Here is a 15,975-nt window from a genome sequence, read left to right on the forward strand (position 1 = left end):
CCACCAGGCGGTGGGTTTTTTAGAAGAATTTGCAAGTATATTTAGTGAATACCGTGCATACGTTTATTCAAGAATTTCGTTAGCATTAGCATAATCACACCGGTTGCAATTGGAATTGCGGTGAACAGTAAGAAGAAGCCAGATAATCCCATTACTTCATTTAAGCTATCGATTGAACTTGCGGTGTAACCAGCGAATAAGTTACCGATAAATTGAGCGAAGAACCACACACCGAACATTAAACTCATAAAACGTTGCGGAGCAAGTTTATTTACATAAGATAAGCCGATTGGTGATAAACAGAGTTCGCCCATTGTGTGGAAGAAATAAGCGATAATCAGCCAGAACATTGAAACAGAGGCTTCTGCAACGCCTGATTTGATACTCATTGAACCATAAGCTAAGAAACCAAATCCAACGCCTAATAAGGCTAAACCGATCGCGAATTTAACGGGACCTGATGGATTAAATTTACTGTCCCAAATTTTAGACACTAATGGGGCAAAGGCGATGATAAAGAAAGAGTTTAAAATACCAAACCAAGACGCTGGCACTTCAATTTGATCCGTTGCACTAAATTCGCCCACGATTTTCCAAATAATCACGCCCCAAATACATACAAAGCTGAGTACGAGGAAAGTGTTAGACATTGGAATAATTGGGAAAGTCTGTTTCACTAACAGATATAGTACCCAAGTGATGATCAACACTGGCACAACCGTTAAGAAGAAATTGACGACAATGAAAATCGTTACAGAGTCACCCGTTAGAATACGTTGCGTATAATCTTTTGCAAAAATACTCATCGATGAACCCGCTTGTTCAAACGCCCACCAGAAAATAATCGTAAAGAAAGCAAACACGCTGATCGCCACTAAGCGATCAATTTCATCTTTTGCTAAGCCTGTTTTCTTAGGTTCAACTTTTACTTCTTTTTTTGCGACATTGACTTTTTTCGGTGCTAGCCCAATAGTGCCAAAGATGGTTTTAGAAAAATAGAATTGTAATAAACCAAATGAAATAAACACCCCAGCTAATCCGAAGCCATAAGACCAACCGATCATCTCACCAACATAACCGCAAAGCATAACGCCTAAGAATGCCCCTGCGTTAATGCCCATATAGAAAATGGTATAAGCACTGTCTTTTTTGTTTTCATCGGTATAAAGTTGCCCAACGATAGAGGAAATATTTGGTTTGAATAAGCCGTTACCGAACACGATTAAAGATAAGCCAAGATAGAAGGTTACTTCGCTGTAATTCGTTACCAAAGAGACGTGTCCTAAAATCATTAAGATCGCCCCAGTGACAATGGCAACCCTTGCCCCGATAATACGGTCAGCAATGTAACCACCAATTAACGGTGTGAAAAATACTAAAGAACTGTACCACGCATAAAGCACGCCAGCATCTTCACGAGACCATGCCCAGCCTCCTTTTTCAACGGAAGAAATTAAGAATAGCACCAATAAGGCACGCATTCCGTAGTAACTAAAACGCTCCCACATTTCAGTGAAAAATAACACAAATAGCCCCGCTGGATGGTTTAACACCGTAGGCGAAATCTTATTATCATTTATAACATTTGACATAATTCAAACTCCTCGTCATTAAAATTCGTTGCGAATTATCTGCTTTTATTGTCAAAAAACAAGAGGGTAATCAAGCCTTTAAATCATAAATTAGAGCTAGATCACATTTTTATTTTTCAAAAAATAAAATAAGGCGAATTTTGTCATTTATTCCGTCTCTTTTTAGTAAAAAAATTCACATTATTTAAACAATCCTCTTATTTTTCAGGTAATAAGCGGTCAAATTTAGTGAATTTTTTGCAAAAAGCATAAGATTTAAAAAAGTGACTATTTTAATATTTACAAATCAATTTTTTTGTAGTAGAAATAATTTTCGAATAAAGATCCATCACAATATTTAAAATAAAATGAGGAGTTAAGTATGCAAACACAATTTATTCGTTCTCTATTAGCCACAGCGGTTCTCGTTGGGCTATCAAATTACTCTTTTGCGGCAAATGTACCCGAAGGCACGGCGTTAGCTAAAGTACAAGAAATCACAATAAACAACGGTGCTGAGCCATCAAGTTTTGACCCACATAAAATTGAAGGTACGCCAGAATCTCAAGTGGTTTATCAATTATTTGAAGGTTTAGTCACTAAAAACTCTGACGGTAAAGTTGAACCGGGTGTGGCAACATCGTGGGAGCATTCCGATGATTTCAAGACGTGGACATTCCATTTACGAGATGATGCCAAATGGTCAAATGGCGAGTCTGTGACTGCTCAAGATTTTGTTTATTCGTGGCAACGTGTCGTGTCACCAAGTACTGCTTCACCTTATGCAAGTTATGTGACATTCTTACAAGTTGAAAATGCCCAAGATATTATTGACGGTAAAAAAGAGGCAAAAACCTTAGGCGTTGAAGCCAAAGACGATCATACTTTTGTGGTACATTTAAGTGATCCTGTGCCTTATGCGGTAGGCTTAGTGGCTCACTCATCACTCTTACCTGTGAATCAAAAAGTGGTTGAGAAATTTGGGGATCAATGGGTGAAACAAGAAAACATTGTTGGTAACGGGGCGTATAAGTTAGCAGGACACGTGATCAATGAAAAAATTGAGTTTGTGCGTAATCCGCTTTATTGGAATGATAAAGCAACGGTGATTGATAAAGCGACGTTCCTAGAAATTCCGAATCCAACCACCGACGTGGCGCGTTATCGTGCAGGGGATTTAGATGTGACAGATCACGCTTTACCACCAGAGCAATTTGCAAAATTGAAAAAAGAAATTCCGGATGAAGTCTTTGCACCACGTTCGCTATCGACCTATATTTATGAAATCAATAATAAAAAATTCACCGATGTGCGTGTGCGTAAAGCGTTAAATTTAGCCTTAGATCGTGAAATTATTACTGATAAAGTGATGGGACAAGGCCAAACCCCAACTTACGTATTTACTCCAACTTATATTGAAGAAGGCGAGAAAATTCAACAGCCTGAATACAGTAAATTAAGTATGAAAGAGCGTAATACTGAAGCGATTAAATTACTTAAAGAGGCAGGGTACAGCAAAGCAAATCCGCTAACGTTCACGATTTTATATAACACCAGTGAAAACCATAAAAAGATTGCGATTGCAGCTGCTTCCATTTGGAAACAAAACACCAAGGGCTTAATTAACGTTAAATTAGAAAACCAAGAGTGGAAAACTTATTTAGATAGCCGTCATAATGGAAGCTATGATATTGCACGTGCGGGCTGGTCTGGGGACTACAACCAAGCAACCACCTTTACCAATTATTACCTTTCAGATTCAAGCAATAATACCGCATTCTATAAAAGCCAAGCTTATGATGACGCACTTGCCAGTGCCTTTAAAGCCAAAGATGCCGAAGGTCGTGCGGAGGCTTATGCCAAAGCGGAAGCCGTGTTAGCCAATGACTATCCAATTGTGCCTGTGTATAACTATGTAAATCCACGTTTAGTAAAAACCTATGTAAAAGGTTATAGCGGAAAAGATCCATTGGATAATATCTTCTTGAAAAACTTATACATTATTAAACACTAAACAAACAAGCGGTCAGATTTACCATAAAATTTGCAAATTTTTATAAAAATATGACCGCTTATTTTTTATCTTTTTTTGGGGATCTTACTTATGTTGAAATTTATTTTAAAACGGATTTTGGAAGCCATTCCAACGTTGTTTATTTTGATTACCTTCTCCTTTTTTCTAATGCGTCTCGCTCCGGGTAACCCTTTTTCTTCTGAAAAAGCTTACCCACCAGAAGTAATGGCAAATATTGAAGCAAAATATCATTTAAACGAACCGTTATATAAACAGTATGGCTTATATTTAGAAAATCTCGCTCACGGCGATTTTGGCCCTTCATTCAAATATAAAGACCAAAGTGTGAATGATTTGCTCGCCTCTGCCTTTCCGGTTTCTTTCAAACTAGGCTCAATCGCCTTTGTTTTTGCAGTGTTATTAGGCATAACCGCAGGCGTTGTGGCAGCACTCAAACAAAATAGCAAATGGGATTATATTGTGATGGGCTTTGCGATGACGGGGGTAATAATGCCAAGCTTTGTGTTCGCCCCATTATTGGTTTTATTCTTCGCAATTTATATGAAATGGTTGCCCGCCGGCGGTTGGAATGGGGGCGAGATCTATTATATGGTGTTGCCCGTGTTATCGCTCACTATTGGCTATTTAGCAGGGATTGCTCGTATCACGCGTGGCTCAATGATTGAAGTGTTGCATTCTAACTATATCCGCACCGCAAAAGCCAAAGGTTTATCCCTCAAAAAAATTATTTTTAGACACGCATTAAAACCAGCATTATTGCCTGTTATCACTTACTTAGGACCTGCGTTTGTGGGGATTATTACCGGTTCAATGGTCATTGAAAGTGTGTTTGGTTTACCAGGTATCGGGCAACTTTTTGTGAATGGAGCATTAAACCGTGATTATTCATTGGTGTTAAGTTTAACTATTTTGGTGGGGACATTAACCATTTTCTTTAATGCCTTAGTGGATATTTTCTACGCCATTATTGACCCAAAAGTCCGCTATTCATAATAAAAATTCATAAGGAAAAGCAAATGTTAGTGAACAATAAAAAGAATGAAGAATTTGTATCGCAATTAGCGGATAATGTCGCAGAACAAATTGAAAATAATACTATTGTCGGACGCAGTTTATGGCAGGACGCTAGCCGTCGTTTTTTTAGAAATAAAGCTGCTGTTACTAGCTTGATTTTATTGTGTTTCATCGTGCTATTTATTACTTTTGCACCGATGTTAATGCCATTTAGCTACGAAGACACCGATTGGAATATGATGGGCGTTGCACCGGATTTTGAATCAGGACATTATTTCGGCACAGATTCATCTGGACGAGATTTATTGGTTCGGATTGCGATTGGTGGTAGAATTTCCTTGATGGTCGGCGTGTTAGGTGCGATTATTTCGGTGTTAATTGGCACAACCTACGGAGCAATTTCAGGCTATGTTGGCGGAAGAACCGATTCAATTATGATGCGTTTAGTTGAAATTTTAGGTTCATTCCCTTTTATGTTTTTTATTATTTTACTCGTCACTTTCTTTGGGCAAAATATTCTGTTAATTTTTGTTGCCATTGGGGCGATTGCGTGGTTAAGTTTAGCCCGTATTGTGCGAGGTCAAACTCTGAGTTTAAAAAATAAAGAATTTATTGAAGCCGCTCAAGTCACAGGGGTTAGCCACACGAAAATCGTGTCTAAACACATTATTCCGAACGTATTGGGGATCGTCGCCGTTTATGCCTCATTAGAAGTACCAAATTTGATTTTATTTGAATCATTCCTAAGTTTCTTAGGATTAGGTACCCAAGAGCCGATGAGTAGCTGGGGAGCATTATTAAGTGATGGTGCAGCCCAAATGGAAACCTCGCCGTGGTTATTATTTTTCCCTGCGTTGTTCCTTTGTTTAACGCTGTTCTGCTTTAATTTTATCGGCGACGGATTGCGTGACGCATTAGACCCAAAAGATAAATAGTAAAAATTAAATAGAAAAAATCCCTTCGACAAGCTCAGGGAACGAAGAATAAAAAAATAACAAATTTAGTTAATAACAGGATATAAAAATGAAATTACTTGAAGTGAAAGATTTGAATGTTTACCTTAAAACCGATGACGCACTGGTTCACGCTGTGCAAGGTATCTCATTTGATGTGAAGCGTGGGCAAACATTGGCGATTGTAGGGGAGTCTGGTTCAGGTAAATCGGTAACCTCAATGTCAATTATGCAATTATTACCTGAAAATATCGTCTCTTTTGGGGAAAATTCTGAAATTATTTTTGAAGATAAATCCATTTTAACCCTTTCAGAAAAAGAAATGCGTGATTTGCGTGGTGGGCGTATTGGTATGATTTTTCAAGAGCCGATGACTTCGCTTAACCCATTTATGCGAATTGGCTCGCAAATTGTAGAATCCGTGATGACCCACCAACCTCATCTTTCTAAAAAAGAAGCCGAGCAATTAACGCTAGATACCTTAAATATCGTAAAAATTCCTGACGCTGAAAAGAAAATGAAAAGCTATCCTCACGAATTTTCAGGCGGGCAATTACAGCGTATTATGATTGCAATGGCGATTATCAATAAACCGTGTTTACTGATTGCCGATGAGCCAACCACAGCCCTTGACGTAACCACACAGGCAGAAATTCTGGATTTGATGTTGGATATCCAAAAAGAAATGGGAATGGCGATTATTTTAATCTCACACGATTTACGCCTTGTGCATAAATATTCCGATGATGTTTGCGTAATGCAAAATGGTAAAATTATTGAAAGTGGTAACACCGATGACGTGTTTAATAATCCACAGCACGCTTACACCCAAGAGTTACTCAATCCGATTCCTGATACCTTAAAACCTGCACCTGATGAAAATGCCAAAGATTTAATCGTGCTTGAAAATGTGGACGTAGATTATGTGGTACAACGTTCGTGGTTTGGTAAACCGAAAAAAGTCTTTAATGCGGTAAAAAATATCTCATTAAACTTAAAAGAAGGCGAAACGCTCGGTATTGTAGGGGAGTCAGGCTCAGGAAAATCGACCTTAGGACGTGCCGTAATGCAAATTTTAGATTACAAAGGCGATATTTATTTTGATGGACGTGATATTCCACAGCTCTCCAAAGCAGAGCGTCAAGCCTTGAAAAAAGATATGCAAATGGTGTTCCAAGACCCATTCAATTCACTCTCGCCACGCTTAACCATTGGCGAAATTATCGGTGAAGGCTTGCTTGTTCACTATCCTGAAATGAGTAAACAACAACGTCGTGAACGCGTAATGAAAATGTTAGAAGAAGTGAATTTATCCCCTTCAATGATCAACCGTTACCCACACGAATTTTCAGGGGGACAACGTCAGCGTATTGCAATTGCTCGTGCGATGATTTTAGAACCTAAATTCGTATTACTTGACGAACCAACATCAGCATTAGACCGTTCAACACAATTAACCGTGATTGAATTATTAAATAACTTACAGAAAAAATACGGATTAAGTTACTTGTTTATTAGCCACGATTTATCGGTGGTGAAAGCATTAAGTAACCACGTAATGGTAATGCAACAGGGCGAAGTCGTGGAGAGCGGTGATACCCAACAAATCTTCCACAACCCACAACACCCTTATACACAGCGTTTGATTGAAGCATCTAACCTTTAAAAAATAACGTCCTTAATCATAAAAATTAAGGACGTTTTTTTATTTGCAAAAAGTGATAAAAATTTAACCGCTTAAATCAACTTACTTCGTTCATCGCATTCCAAACCTTCAACGCTTCTGCGGTTTCTTTTACATCATGAACTCGCACAATTTTAGCCCCATTTTGCACACATAATAATGCCCCTGCAACGCTCCCAATCAAGCGATCTTCAACGGGTTTATCTAACACTGCACCGATCATTGATTTGCGAGAAAGCCCTGCAAGAATAGGGTAGCCTGATTCGGCGAAAATGTTTAAATGTTTTAACAGTTGATAATTGTGTTCAACAGTTTTTCCAAAACCAAAACCGACATCTAAAATAATATGTTCCTGTGGAATACCTGAAATTAGACACGCAAAGGCACGCTTATTTAAGAACGTTGCCACTTCATCCACTACATCATCATAATCAGGGTTTTGTTGCATTGTTTGAGGCGTACCTTGCATATGCATTAAGCACACCGGTAAGCCTAATTCGGCAGCGGTATCCAACGCATTCGGCAGGGTTAAGGCTCGGATATCGTTGATAATATCCATTCCGACTTTGGCGGACTCTTTCATTACTTCGGCTTTTGAGGTATCCACTGAGATTAAACAATCAAAGCGTGAGCGAACCGCCTCAACCAAAGGAACGACACGTTCTAGCTCTTGTTGTTCGCTAATAATTTCAGCGTTAGGGCGAGTTGATTCGCCTCCGATATCAATAATATCTGCACCGTCATTAAGCATTTTTTCCACTTGAAAAAGAGCTTTGTCTAACGAGAAAAAACGTCCGCTATCCGAGAATGAATCAGGGGTAAAATTTAAAATCCCCATAATATTCGGCTTGGTTAAATCTAATAAGCGGTCACATTTTTGGTAATTTTTGAAATTAATTTTCATCTCTTAGCCTTTTTAAAATTGCTTTTAAGTTGCTATCTAGTGGAGCGGTAATCACCATTTCTTCTTCGGTTCTTGGGTGTGTGAAACGAATTGAATAAGCGTGTAAAAACAGACGGTTTAGCCCAAAACTTTTCATTTTTTGATCAAATTCGGCGTCGCCATATTTACTGTCTAATGCAATCGGGTGCCCTGCATATTGAGTATGCACACGGATTTGGTGAGTGCGTCCTGTTACTGGCGAGGCTTTCACTAAGGTCGCACTTTGGTATCGTTCTTCAATGCTAAAACGGGTGTCAGACGGTTTGCCATCTTCGCTCACTCGCACAATACGTTCGCCACTGGCTAATTCGTTCTTTTTCAACGGTGCTTTAACGGCTTTTACGTGGGATTGCCACTGTCCACGTACTAAGGCGAGATAGTCTTTTTTCACAGTTTTAACGCGTAACTGTTCGTGTAAATTGCGTAACGCAGAGCGTTTTTTAGCGACTAACAGAATTCCTGAGGTATCACGGTCAATACGGTGGACTAATTCCAAAAAGCGTGCTTCTGGACGTAATGCTCGCAACGCCTCAATTAGTCCAAAACTTAATCCACTACCACCGTGAACCGCAATGCCTGATGGTTTATTTACCACAATTAGCACTTCATCTTCATATAAAATATGGCTTTCTAATTCAGCCACTTTATTGAGTTTGGTGGAAATTGGAGTGGTATTTTTTTCAGATACACGCACTGGCGGAATACGCACAATATCGCCACCTTGTAGCTTATATTCAGGTTTGATACGCCCTTTGTTTACGCGTACTTCGCCCTTACGAACGATACGATAAATTAAACTTTTCGGCACGCCTTTAAGCTTTGCAAGTAAGAAATTATCAATTCGCTGTCCACTTTCATCATCACTAATGGTTACAAATTGCACTTTGGCACTGATTACTTTTTCTGTCATTTTTATTCCAAATTATCGGGGTGGTAAGCGGTCATTTTTTATTGAAAATTTGCAAATTTTATAAAAAATATGACCGCTATTAAAATAGATTATTGGATAAATTATACCTTAGTATGACCGCTTGGGCGATGTTTAAAATTACCCGTCGAGATTAAAACGCTCTTTTCCTGAATAAATGGTGGCTCGTTGTGGGCGAGCAAAGCCGATTAAGGATAAGTTGGATTGCTGTGCCATATTTACGGCTAAATCCGTGGCGGCGGAGATAGCGATCAGCATTTCAATGCCACAGGTGACGGCTTTTTGTACCATTTCATAACTGGCTCGGCTGGTGACGATAATAAAGCCCTGTGGTTTGTCGTTGAGTGCGTACCAACCGAGCAATTTATCAAGGGCGATATGGCGACCGATATCTTCTCGAATGGCAAGTAAATTGTAATTTAAGTCAAAGAAAGCAGTCGCATGGGTTGCCCCTGTTTGTTGGTTTAAGATCTGTTGTTGGGATAAAAGATCTAAGCAAGGATCAAGTTGTTGAATATCGATCTGAAAGGTGGTTTTAAGAGGGGGAAGAGGTTTGATCACTTGGTTTAGTTGCTCTGTACCACAAATGCCGCAACCCGTTCTGCCCACGAGAGTACGGCGATGATCTTTAAAAGCAGTAAAACGGCGTGTCGATAATTCAATGTTGATTTCGATACCGTTGCAAACAGGGTTAATATCAATGCCGTAAATTTCTTTTTTATCCTGAATAATGCCTTCCGCCAAAGAAAAACCAATCGCAAACTCTTCCAAGTTTTGGGGGCTTGCCATCATCACGGTGTGTGAAATGCCGTTATAAACAAGTGCCACAGGCATTTCTACCGCAAGATTTTCATTTTTAGTGACGAATAATGATGCCGTTTTATTGTCGCCATCTAATTTGTTATTTTTGTTAAAGAAAACAGCTTCTTTTTTGGTAATAAAAATCACTCTTATTTTCCTTTGTGCTAAGTATAACTAATTATACTATAACGAATTTTTGATTTTTTGATATATGTCGCATTTATGACATTTAATACTAGATTTTTTTTCACATAGATATAACATTAGAACAAATTTAGTACTATTTATGTACTGTTTGTTGTCATTTTATATTTGATTTTGGAGTGTTACTTATGCAGGTTACAAGAAGAAAATTCTTTAAAATCTGTACAGGTGTAATGGCGGGGACTTCAGCCACAATGTTAGGTTTTGCACCGACAAAAGCGTTGGCAGCCCCCCGTGAATATAAATTGTTACGTGCGAAGGAAACACGTCAAACCTGTACTTATTGTGCTGTTGGCTGTGGAATGTTGATGTATAGTTTAGGTGATGGAGCAAAAAATGTACGTTCAAAACTGATCCACGTAGAAGGCGATCCAGACCACCCAGTTAGCCGAGGATCACTTTGCCCGAAAGGGGCAGGGGTGATGGATTTTGTGAATAGTCCTAACCGTGTGTTGTATCCTGAATATCGTGCGGCTGGCTCGGATAAATGGGAGAGAATTTCTTGGCACGATGCTTTAACGCGTATTGCACGTTTATTGAAAGATGATCGTGATGCGAATTTCCAACAAACGAACGCTGAAGGCACAACCGTTAATCGTTGGACGACAACGGGAATGCTGTGTGCATCGGCAGCGAGCAATGAAACCTGTTGGTTGACCCATAAATGGGGACGTGCGTTGGGTATGGTGGTGCTTGATAATCAAGGCAGTACCTGTCACGGTCCGACGGTAGCAAGCCTTGCACCGTCATTCGGACGTGGTGCAATGACAAACCATTGGGTCGATATTAAAAATGCGGACGTGGTGATTGCAATGGGAGCAAATCCTGCGGAAGCCCACCCTGTCGGCTTTAAATGGGTGATTGAAGCGAAGAAACAAAATAATGCCACCTTTATGGTGATTGACCCTCGTTTTAACCGTAGTGCTGCGGTGGCAGATCACTATATTACCATTCGTAGTGGTTCTGATATTGCTTTCCTATTAGGTGCCATTCGTTGGTTACTTGAAAATGATAAAATTCAGCACGAATATGTGCGTCATTATACGAATGCGACATTCTTAGTCAGTGATGAATTTGATTTTGAGGACGGGCTATTCAGCGGTTACGATCCTGAAACGAGAACCTATGATAAATCAAAATGGGTTTATCAATTAGATGAAAACGGCAATCCGATCCGCGATATGTCGATGAAAGATCCTCGTTGTGTGATCAACTTATTGCGTAAACACGTTGAGCGTTATACCCCTGAAATGGTGGAGCGAATCACGGGCATTTCACCAAAAAATCAATTATTATTCTGTGAAACCATTGGTGCGACTGCCGTTCCAGAAAAAACGACCTCTTTCCTTTATGCACTAGGTTGGACACAACATACCGTGGGGACGCAAAATATTCGTTCAATGGCGATGATTCAGTTATTGCTCGGTAATATCGGTATGGCAGGGGGCGGTGTCAATGCGTTGCGTGGACACTCAAATGTACAAGGGGCAACGGATTTGGGCTTATATCCACACACCTTACCGTCTTATTTGAAATTGCCACAGGATAAAGATCGCACTTTGGCGGATTTCTTAGCTCGTACCACACCAAAAACCTTGGGTGAAGATCAGGTTAACTATTGGAAAAATACCCCTAAATTTATGGTGAGTTTGCTTAAAGCCTTTTATGGTGATAATGCAACAGCTGACAATGAATTTGGGTATCAATTCTTGCCAAAATACGATCAGCGTTATGATCCGGATAAATATATTGATTTAATGTCACAAGGTAAAGTAACGGGTTATATGTGTCAGGGCTTTAACCCTGTGGGTTCATTCCCAAATAAAAATAAGGTGATTGCTGCGTTAAGCAAATTAAAATTTTTGGTCATTTTTGATCCAATTAAGACCGCTACCTCTGACTTCTGGCAAAATCACGGTGAGATGAATGATGTTAATCCTGCTGATATCCAAACAGAAGTATTCCGCTTGCCAACCACTTGTTTTGCAGAAGAAGATGGCTCAATTGCTAACTCAGGACGTTGGTTACAATGGCACTGGAAAGCCGTTGAACAGCCTTATGAAGCAAAACCTGATGTTGAAATTTTATCCGAATTGCGTGCGATTTTATTAGAAATGTATCGCAAAGAAGGAGGGGCAAATTTTGAGGCTTTAGAAGCAATGCAGTGGAACTATATGAACCCTCTCGAACCAACAGCAGAAGAATTGGCGAAAGAGAATAATGGTTATGCCTTAAAAGATTTGTACGATGCGGACGGTAAATTGATTGCGAAAAAAGGGCAATTGTTATCAGGCTTTGGGCACTTACGTGATGATGGCTCAACGATGGCGGGCTGCTGGATTTATACAGGGCAATGGACAGAGCAAGGTAACCAAATGGCAAACCGAGATAATGCCGATCCGTCAGGTTTAGGAAATACACTCGGCTGGTCTTTTGCGTGGCCGGCAAACCGCCGTATTTTGTATAACCGAGCCAGTGCTGATTTAGCGGGTAATCCTTGGAATAAAGATCGTCAATTAGTGAAATGGAACGGTAAAAACTGGAACTACATTGATATTGCGGATTTTGGAACAGCACCACCAAATGCAAAAACAATGCCATTCATTATGCAACCTGACGGAAGCGGTGGTATTTTTGGTTCAAATCGCATTGGTGATGGTCCGTTCCCTGAACATTATGAACCTTGGGAAACCCCGATTGGCACAAATCCACTGCACCCAAATGTGGTACAAAACCCAGTGGCTCGAGTGTTACAGGACGATAGAAATTCATTTGGTACAGCAAAAGAGTTTCCTTATGTCGGTACGACTTACAGCTTAACGGAGCTTTTCCACTGTTGGACAGGACAGGCAATGCTCAATGTGATCGCACAACCTCAGCAATTTGCTGAAATTGGTGAAGCACTGGCAAATGAAAAAGGAATTAAAGCGGGCGATTGGGTAAAAGTCACCTCAAAACGTGGTTTTATTAAAGCGAAAGCTGTCGTTACTAAGCGTTTGAAAGATTTACAAGTCAATGGTCAAACTGTTCATCAAATTGGGCTACCGACACATTGGAGCTTTAGCACTGTAGGGCAAAAAGGATTTTTAACAAATACCTTAACACCACCTGTGGGAGATGCGAATACGCAAACCCCTGAGTATAAAGCATTCCTTGTGAATATTGAGAAAGTGGAGGGCTAACAGATGAGTACAGTTCAATCTCAAGATATTATTCGCGTTTCAGCAAATTCTGTGTTGACCCCTTCACCACAGGCAAGAAATCATCAGCTTGAAGTGGCGAAATTGATAGATGTAAGTGTTTGCACCGGCTGTAAAGCGTGCCAAGTGGCGTGTTCAGAATGGAATAACTTACGCACCCCGCCTCAAGAGTGTGTGGGAACTTATGATAACCCACGTGATATGAATGCGGAACAATGGACGGTAATGAAATTCAGTGAAGTGGAACAAAATGACCGCTTAGAATGGTTAATTCGTAAAGACGGTTGTATGCACTGTTCAGAACCGGGGTGTTTAAAAGCGTGTCCATCACCTGGGGCAATCGTGCAATATGCTAATGGTATTGTGGATTTTCAATCGGATAAATGTATCGGCTGTGGTTATTGTATGGCGGGCTGTCCTTTTGGCGTGCCGAAAATGAATGACAAAGACAATCGCGTGTATAAATGTACGCTTTGTATTGATCGTGTTACTGTCGGACAAGAACCTGCGTGCGTAAAAACCTGTCCAACGGGTGCCATTCATTTTGGTACGAAGAAAGATATGATCGAATATGCTCAAACTCGCATTGCCGATCTAAAATCTCGTGGCTACAAGAATGCCGGATTATATAATCCAAAAGGGGTGGGCGGAACACACGTGATGTATATTTTACACCACGCAGATCAACCAGAACTTTATGCAGGGTTACCAAAAAATCCGCATATCGATCCAACGGTTAAAATCTGGAAAGATTTCTTAAAACCTGTTGCAGCGGTAGCATTAGGGGGGATTGCACTGGCAGAAATCGCCCACTATATTGCGGTAGGTCCAAACACCGAAGAATTTGATGAACACGATGAAACACACAGTGAAGAAAATAAAGGGGGCAAAGATGAATAAGCTAAAACTCTCTGATGAACAAAAAATCATTCGTCATAAACTGCCTGCTCGTTTAAGTCATTGGCTATTGGTAATCTGCTTTTTTACCACAGGCTTATCAGGTTTGGCATTTTTCTTCCCTGATTTTGCGTGGCTCACTGAAATTCTCGGCAATCCAAGAATTGCACGTTTTGTTCACCCATTCACGGGAATTATTATGTTTTTTGCCTTTATTAACCTTTGCTTTATTTATTGGCAGCATAATATCCCAGAACGAAATGACTGGGTGTGGCTTAAAAATATCAAGGAAGTACTAAAAGGCAACGAACACGCTGTGTCGGATAACGGCAAATATAATCTTGGGCAAAAAATGCTATTTTGGACGCTCATTTTAGCAATGTTAACCTTGCTTACAACAGGGATTATTATGTGGCGACAATATTTCTCAGATAATTTTCCGATACCCGTTATTCGAATTGCAATTTTATTACATTCATTTAGTGCCTTTATGCTTTTTACAGGCATTATGGTGCATATTTATATGGCATATTGGGTTAAAGGTTCAATTCGAGGAATGGTGGAAGGTTGGGTAACCGTACGTTGGGCGAGAAAGCATCACCCTCGTTGGTTTAGAGAAGAGGTTATGCCAAAATTGGAACAAGAATTGGCAGAGAAGCAGCAACCTAAGCAATAACAATATATCATTATAAAACAAAAGTGCGGTACAATTTACCGCACTTTTCTGTTAAACATAATAAATGGAGGCGTGCAATCGCACAGGAAAATTATGGGTATTAAAATACTTTCAAAAGATGAAATTCAAAAAGTCGCACCTTCAACACATATCCCTCCGCTGCTTTTTGCTAATCCAAAAACGCTTTATAAACAACGAGCTGAGCGGTTACAAAGCTTAGCTGAAAATAATCCAATGGCGGATTATTTAAGTTTTGTTGCTAAAATTTGCGAAGCACAAGATCAGCTTTTAAGCCATTTCAGCTTGCAACAAGAAATCATATTAACCGCTGAGAAATTAGCGAATAAACCACTTGATTATAAGACTTGGCAACGTGATCCTATTTGGATAAAAATTTTACAGGCGTTGTTACAACACTTAAAAGCTAATGCTAATGAAACTATTTTAAGCACCATTGAATGGTTAGAAAAAGCCTCAGACAAAGAATTAAATGAATTGGCGGATCAACTTTTAAATCAAGAATTTCATTATGTGAGCAGTGATAAAGCGGTCTTTTTGTGGTCAGCCCTCGCTTTCTATTGGACACAACTTGTTCAAAATATTCCTCATAATGCAATGCTAGAAAATGGGCAAGGCTTACACACTTGCCCTGTTTGTAATTCAGCACCTGTATCAAGTGTTATTCACTTTGGTGCAAATCAAGGATTACGCTATTTACATTGTGCATTATGTGAAACCGAGTGGTATATGGTGCGTGCTAAATGTTCGAACTGTGATCAAATGGATAAATTAGATTATTGGAGCATTGACGATGAATTTGCTAGCGTTCGCACCGAAAGTTGTCGTGACTGTCACACTTATTTAAAGGTGCTATATAAAGAAAAAGAAGCCAATGTTGATGCCGTAGCAGATGATTTAGCCTCTATTTATTTAGACATTGAAATGGGTGAAAAAGAATTGCTACGCAGTGGTTTAAATCCATTTTTATTTAACTCAGAAAGTTAGTTTTTATAAACATACAAGCGGTCATATTTTCACTAAAATTTGCAAATTTCTAAGAAAATATGAC

The 15,975-nt window shown here is 39.6% G+C and carries 12 protein-coding genes; 8 read left to right on the plus strand and 4 right to left on the minus strand.

What is annotated here, in order from left to right:
- Nucleotides 1-41: 41 nt before the first annotated feature.
- Complete coding sequence (locus tag DYE60_RS08495; protein ID WP_115316168.1) at nucleotides 42-1,592, minus strand: peptide MFS transporter; 1,551 nt, start codon at nucleotides 1,590-1,592, stop codon at nucleotides 42-44.
- 361 nt (nucleotides 1,593-1,953) lie between these two features.
- On the opposite strand from DYE60_RS08495, the gene DYE60_RS08500 reads away from it, so the two are divergent.
- The 4 genes from DYE60_RS08500 to DYE60_RS08515 all read left to right on the plus strand — a co-directional run bounded on the left by DYE60_RS08500 (nucleotide 1,954) and on the right by DYE60_RS08515 (nucleotide 7,239).
- The gene (locus DYE60_RS08500) at nucleotides 1,954-3,585 is read left to right on the plus strand and encodes an ABC transporter substrate-binding protein (RefSeq protein ID WP_115316169.1); all 1,632 of its coding nucleotides are present in this window, start codon (nucleotides 1,954-1,956) and stop codon (nucleotides 3,583-3,585) included.
- A 90-nt stretch (nucleotides 3,586-3,675) separates the two neighbouring features.
- Complete coding sequence (gene oppB / locus DYE60_RS08505; protein WP_115316170.1) at nucleotides 3,676-4,599, plus strand: oligopeptide ABC transporter permease OppB; 924 nt, start codon at nucleotides 3,676-3,678, stop codon at nucleotides 4,597-4,599.
- 23 nt (nucleotides 4,600-4,622) lie between these two features.
- Nucleotides 4,623-5,555: an oligopeptide ABC transporter permease OppC gene (gene oppC, locus DYE60_RS08510; protein ID WP_115316171.1), complete on the plus strand. Its 933-nt coding sequence runs from the start codon at nucleotides 4,623-4,625 to the stop codon at nucleotides 5,553-5,555.
- Nucleotides 5,556-5,643: 88 nt separating this feature from the next.
- Nucleotides 5,644-7,239 (plus strand): ABC transporter ATP-binding protein, encoded by a 1,596-nt coding sequence (locus DYE60_RS08515; protein WP_115316172.1) that lies wholly within the window; start codon nucleotides 5,644-5,646, stop codon nucleotides 7,237-7,239.
- Between the two features lie 76 nt (nucleotides 7,240-7,315).
- Here the strand turns inward: DYE60_RS08515 and folP are convergent, their stop codons facing one another.
- The 3 genes from folP to fdhD all read right to left on the minus strand — a co-directional run bounded on the left by folP (nucleotide 7,316) and on the right by fdhD (nucleotide 10,076).
- Nucleotides 7,316-8,161 (minus strand): dihydropteroate synthase, encoded by an 846-nt coding sequence (gene folP, locus DYE60_RS08520; protein WP_115316173.1) that lies wholly within the window; start codon nucleotides 8,159-8,161, stop codon nucleotides 7,316-7,318.
- Nucleotides 8,151-9,110, minus strand: coding sequence for a 23S rRNA pseudouridine(955/2504/2580) synthase RluC (gene rluC, locus DYE60_RS08525; protein WP_115316174.1), 960 nt, complete (start codon nucleotides 9,108-9,110; stop codon nucleotides 8,151-8,153). Before rluC ends, folP begins: the two co-directional genes overlap by 11 nt.
- Nucleotides 9,111-9,248: 138 nt before the next feature.
- Nucleotides 9,249-10,076, minus strand: coding sequence for a formate dehydrogenase accessory sulfurtransferase FdhD (fdhD, locus tag DYE60_RS08530; RefSeq protein WP_115316175.1), 828 nt, complete (start codon nucleotides 10,074-10,076; stop codon nucleotides 9,249-9,251).
- 185 nt (nucleotides 10,077-10,261) lie between these two features.
- Here fdhD and fdnG point away from each other — a divergent pair, with 185 nt between their 5' ends.
- The 4 genes from fdnG (at nucleotide 10,262) to fdhE (ending at nucleotide 15,911) form a co-directional block, all read left to right on the plus strand.
- A complete protein-coding gene (gene fdnG / locus DYE60_RS08535) occupies nucleotides 10,262-13,315 on the plus strand; it encodes a formate dehydrogenase-N subunit alpha (protein ID WP_115316176.1) in 3,054 nt (1,017 codons plus the stop codon).
- Nucleotides 13,316-13,318: 3 nt separating this feature from the next.
- Complete coding sequence (gene fdxH / locus DYE60_RS08540; protein WP_115316177.1) at nucleotides 13,319-14,233, plus strand: formate dehydrogenase subunit beta; 915 nt, start codon at nucleotides 13,319-13,321, stop codon at nucleotides 14,231-14,233.
- The gene (locus tag DYE60_RS08545) at nucleotides 14,226-14,906 is read left to right on the plus strand and encodes a formate dehydrogenase subunit gamma (protein ID WP_115316178.1); all 681 of its coding nucleotides are present in this window, start codon (nucleotides 14,226-14,228) and stop codon (nucleotides 14,904-14,906) included. The genes fdxH and DYE60_RS08545 overlap by 8 nt, the downstream gene beginning before the upstream one ends.
- A gap of 93 nt (nucleotides 14,907-14,999) precedes the next feature.
- Complete coding sequence (gene fdhE, locus DYE60_RS08550) at nucleotides 15,000-15,911, plus strand: formate dehydrogenase accessory protein FdhE (RefSeq protein ID WP_115316179.1); 912 nt, start codon at nucleotides 15,000-15,002, stop codon at nucleotides 15,909-15,911.
- The last annotated feature ends 64 nt before the right edge of the window (nucleotides 15,912-15,975 follow it).

The organism is Phocoenobacter uteri (assembly GCF_900454895.1).
GTDB classification, from domain to species: domain Bacteria; phylum Pseudomonadota; class Gammaproteobacteria; order Enterobacterales; family Pasteurellaceae; genus Phocoenobacter; species Phocoenobacter uteri.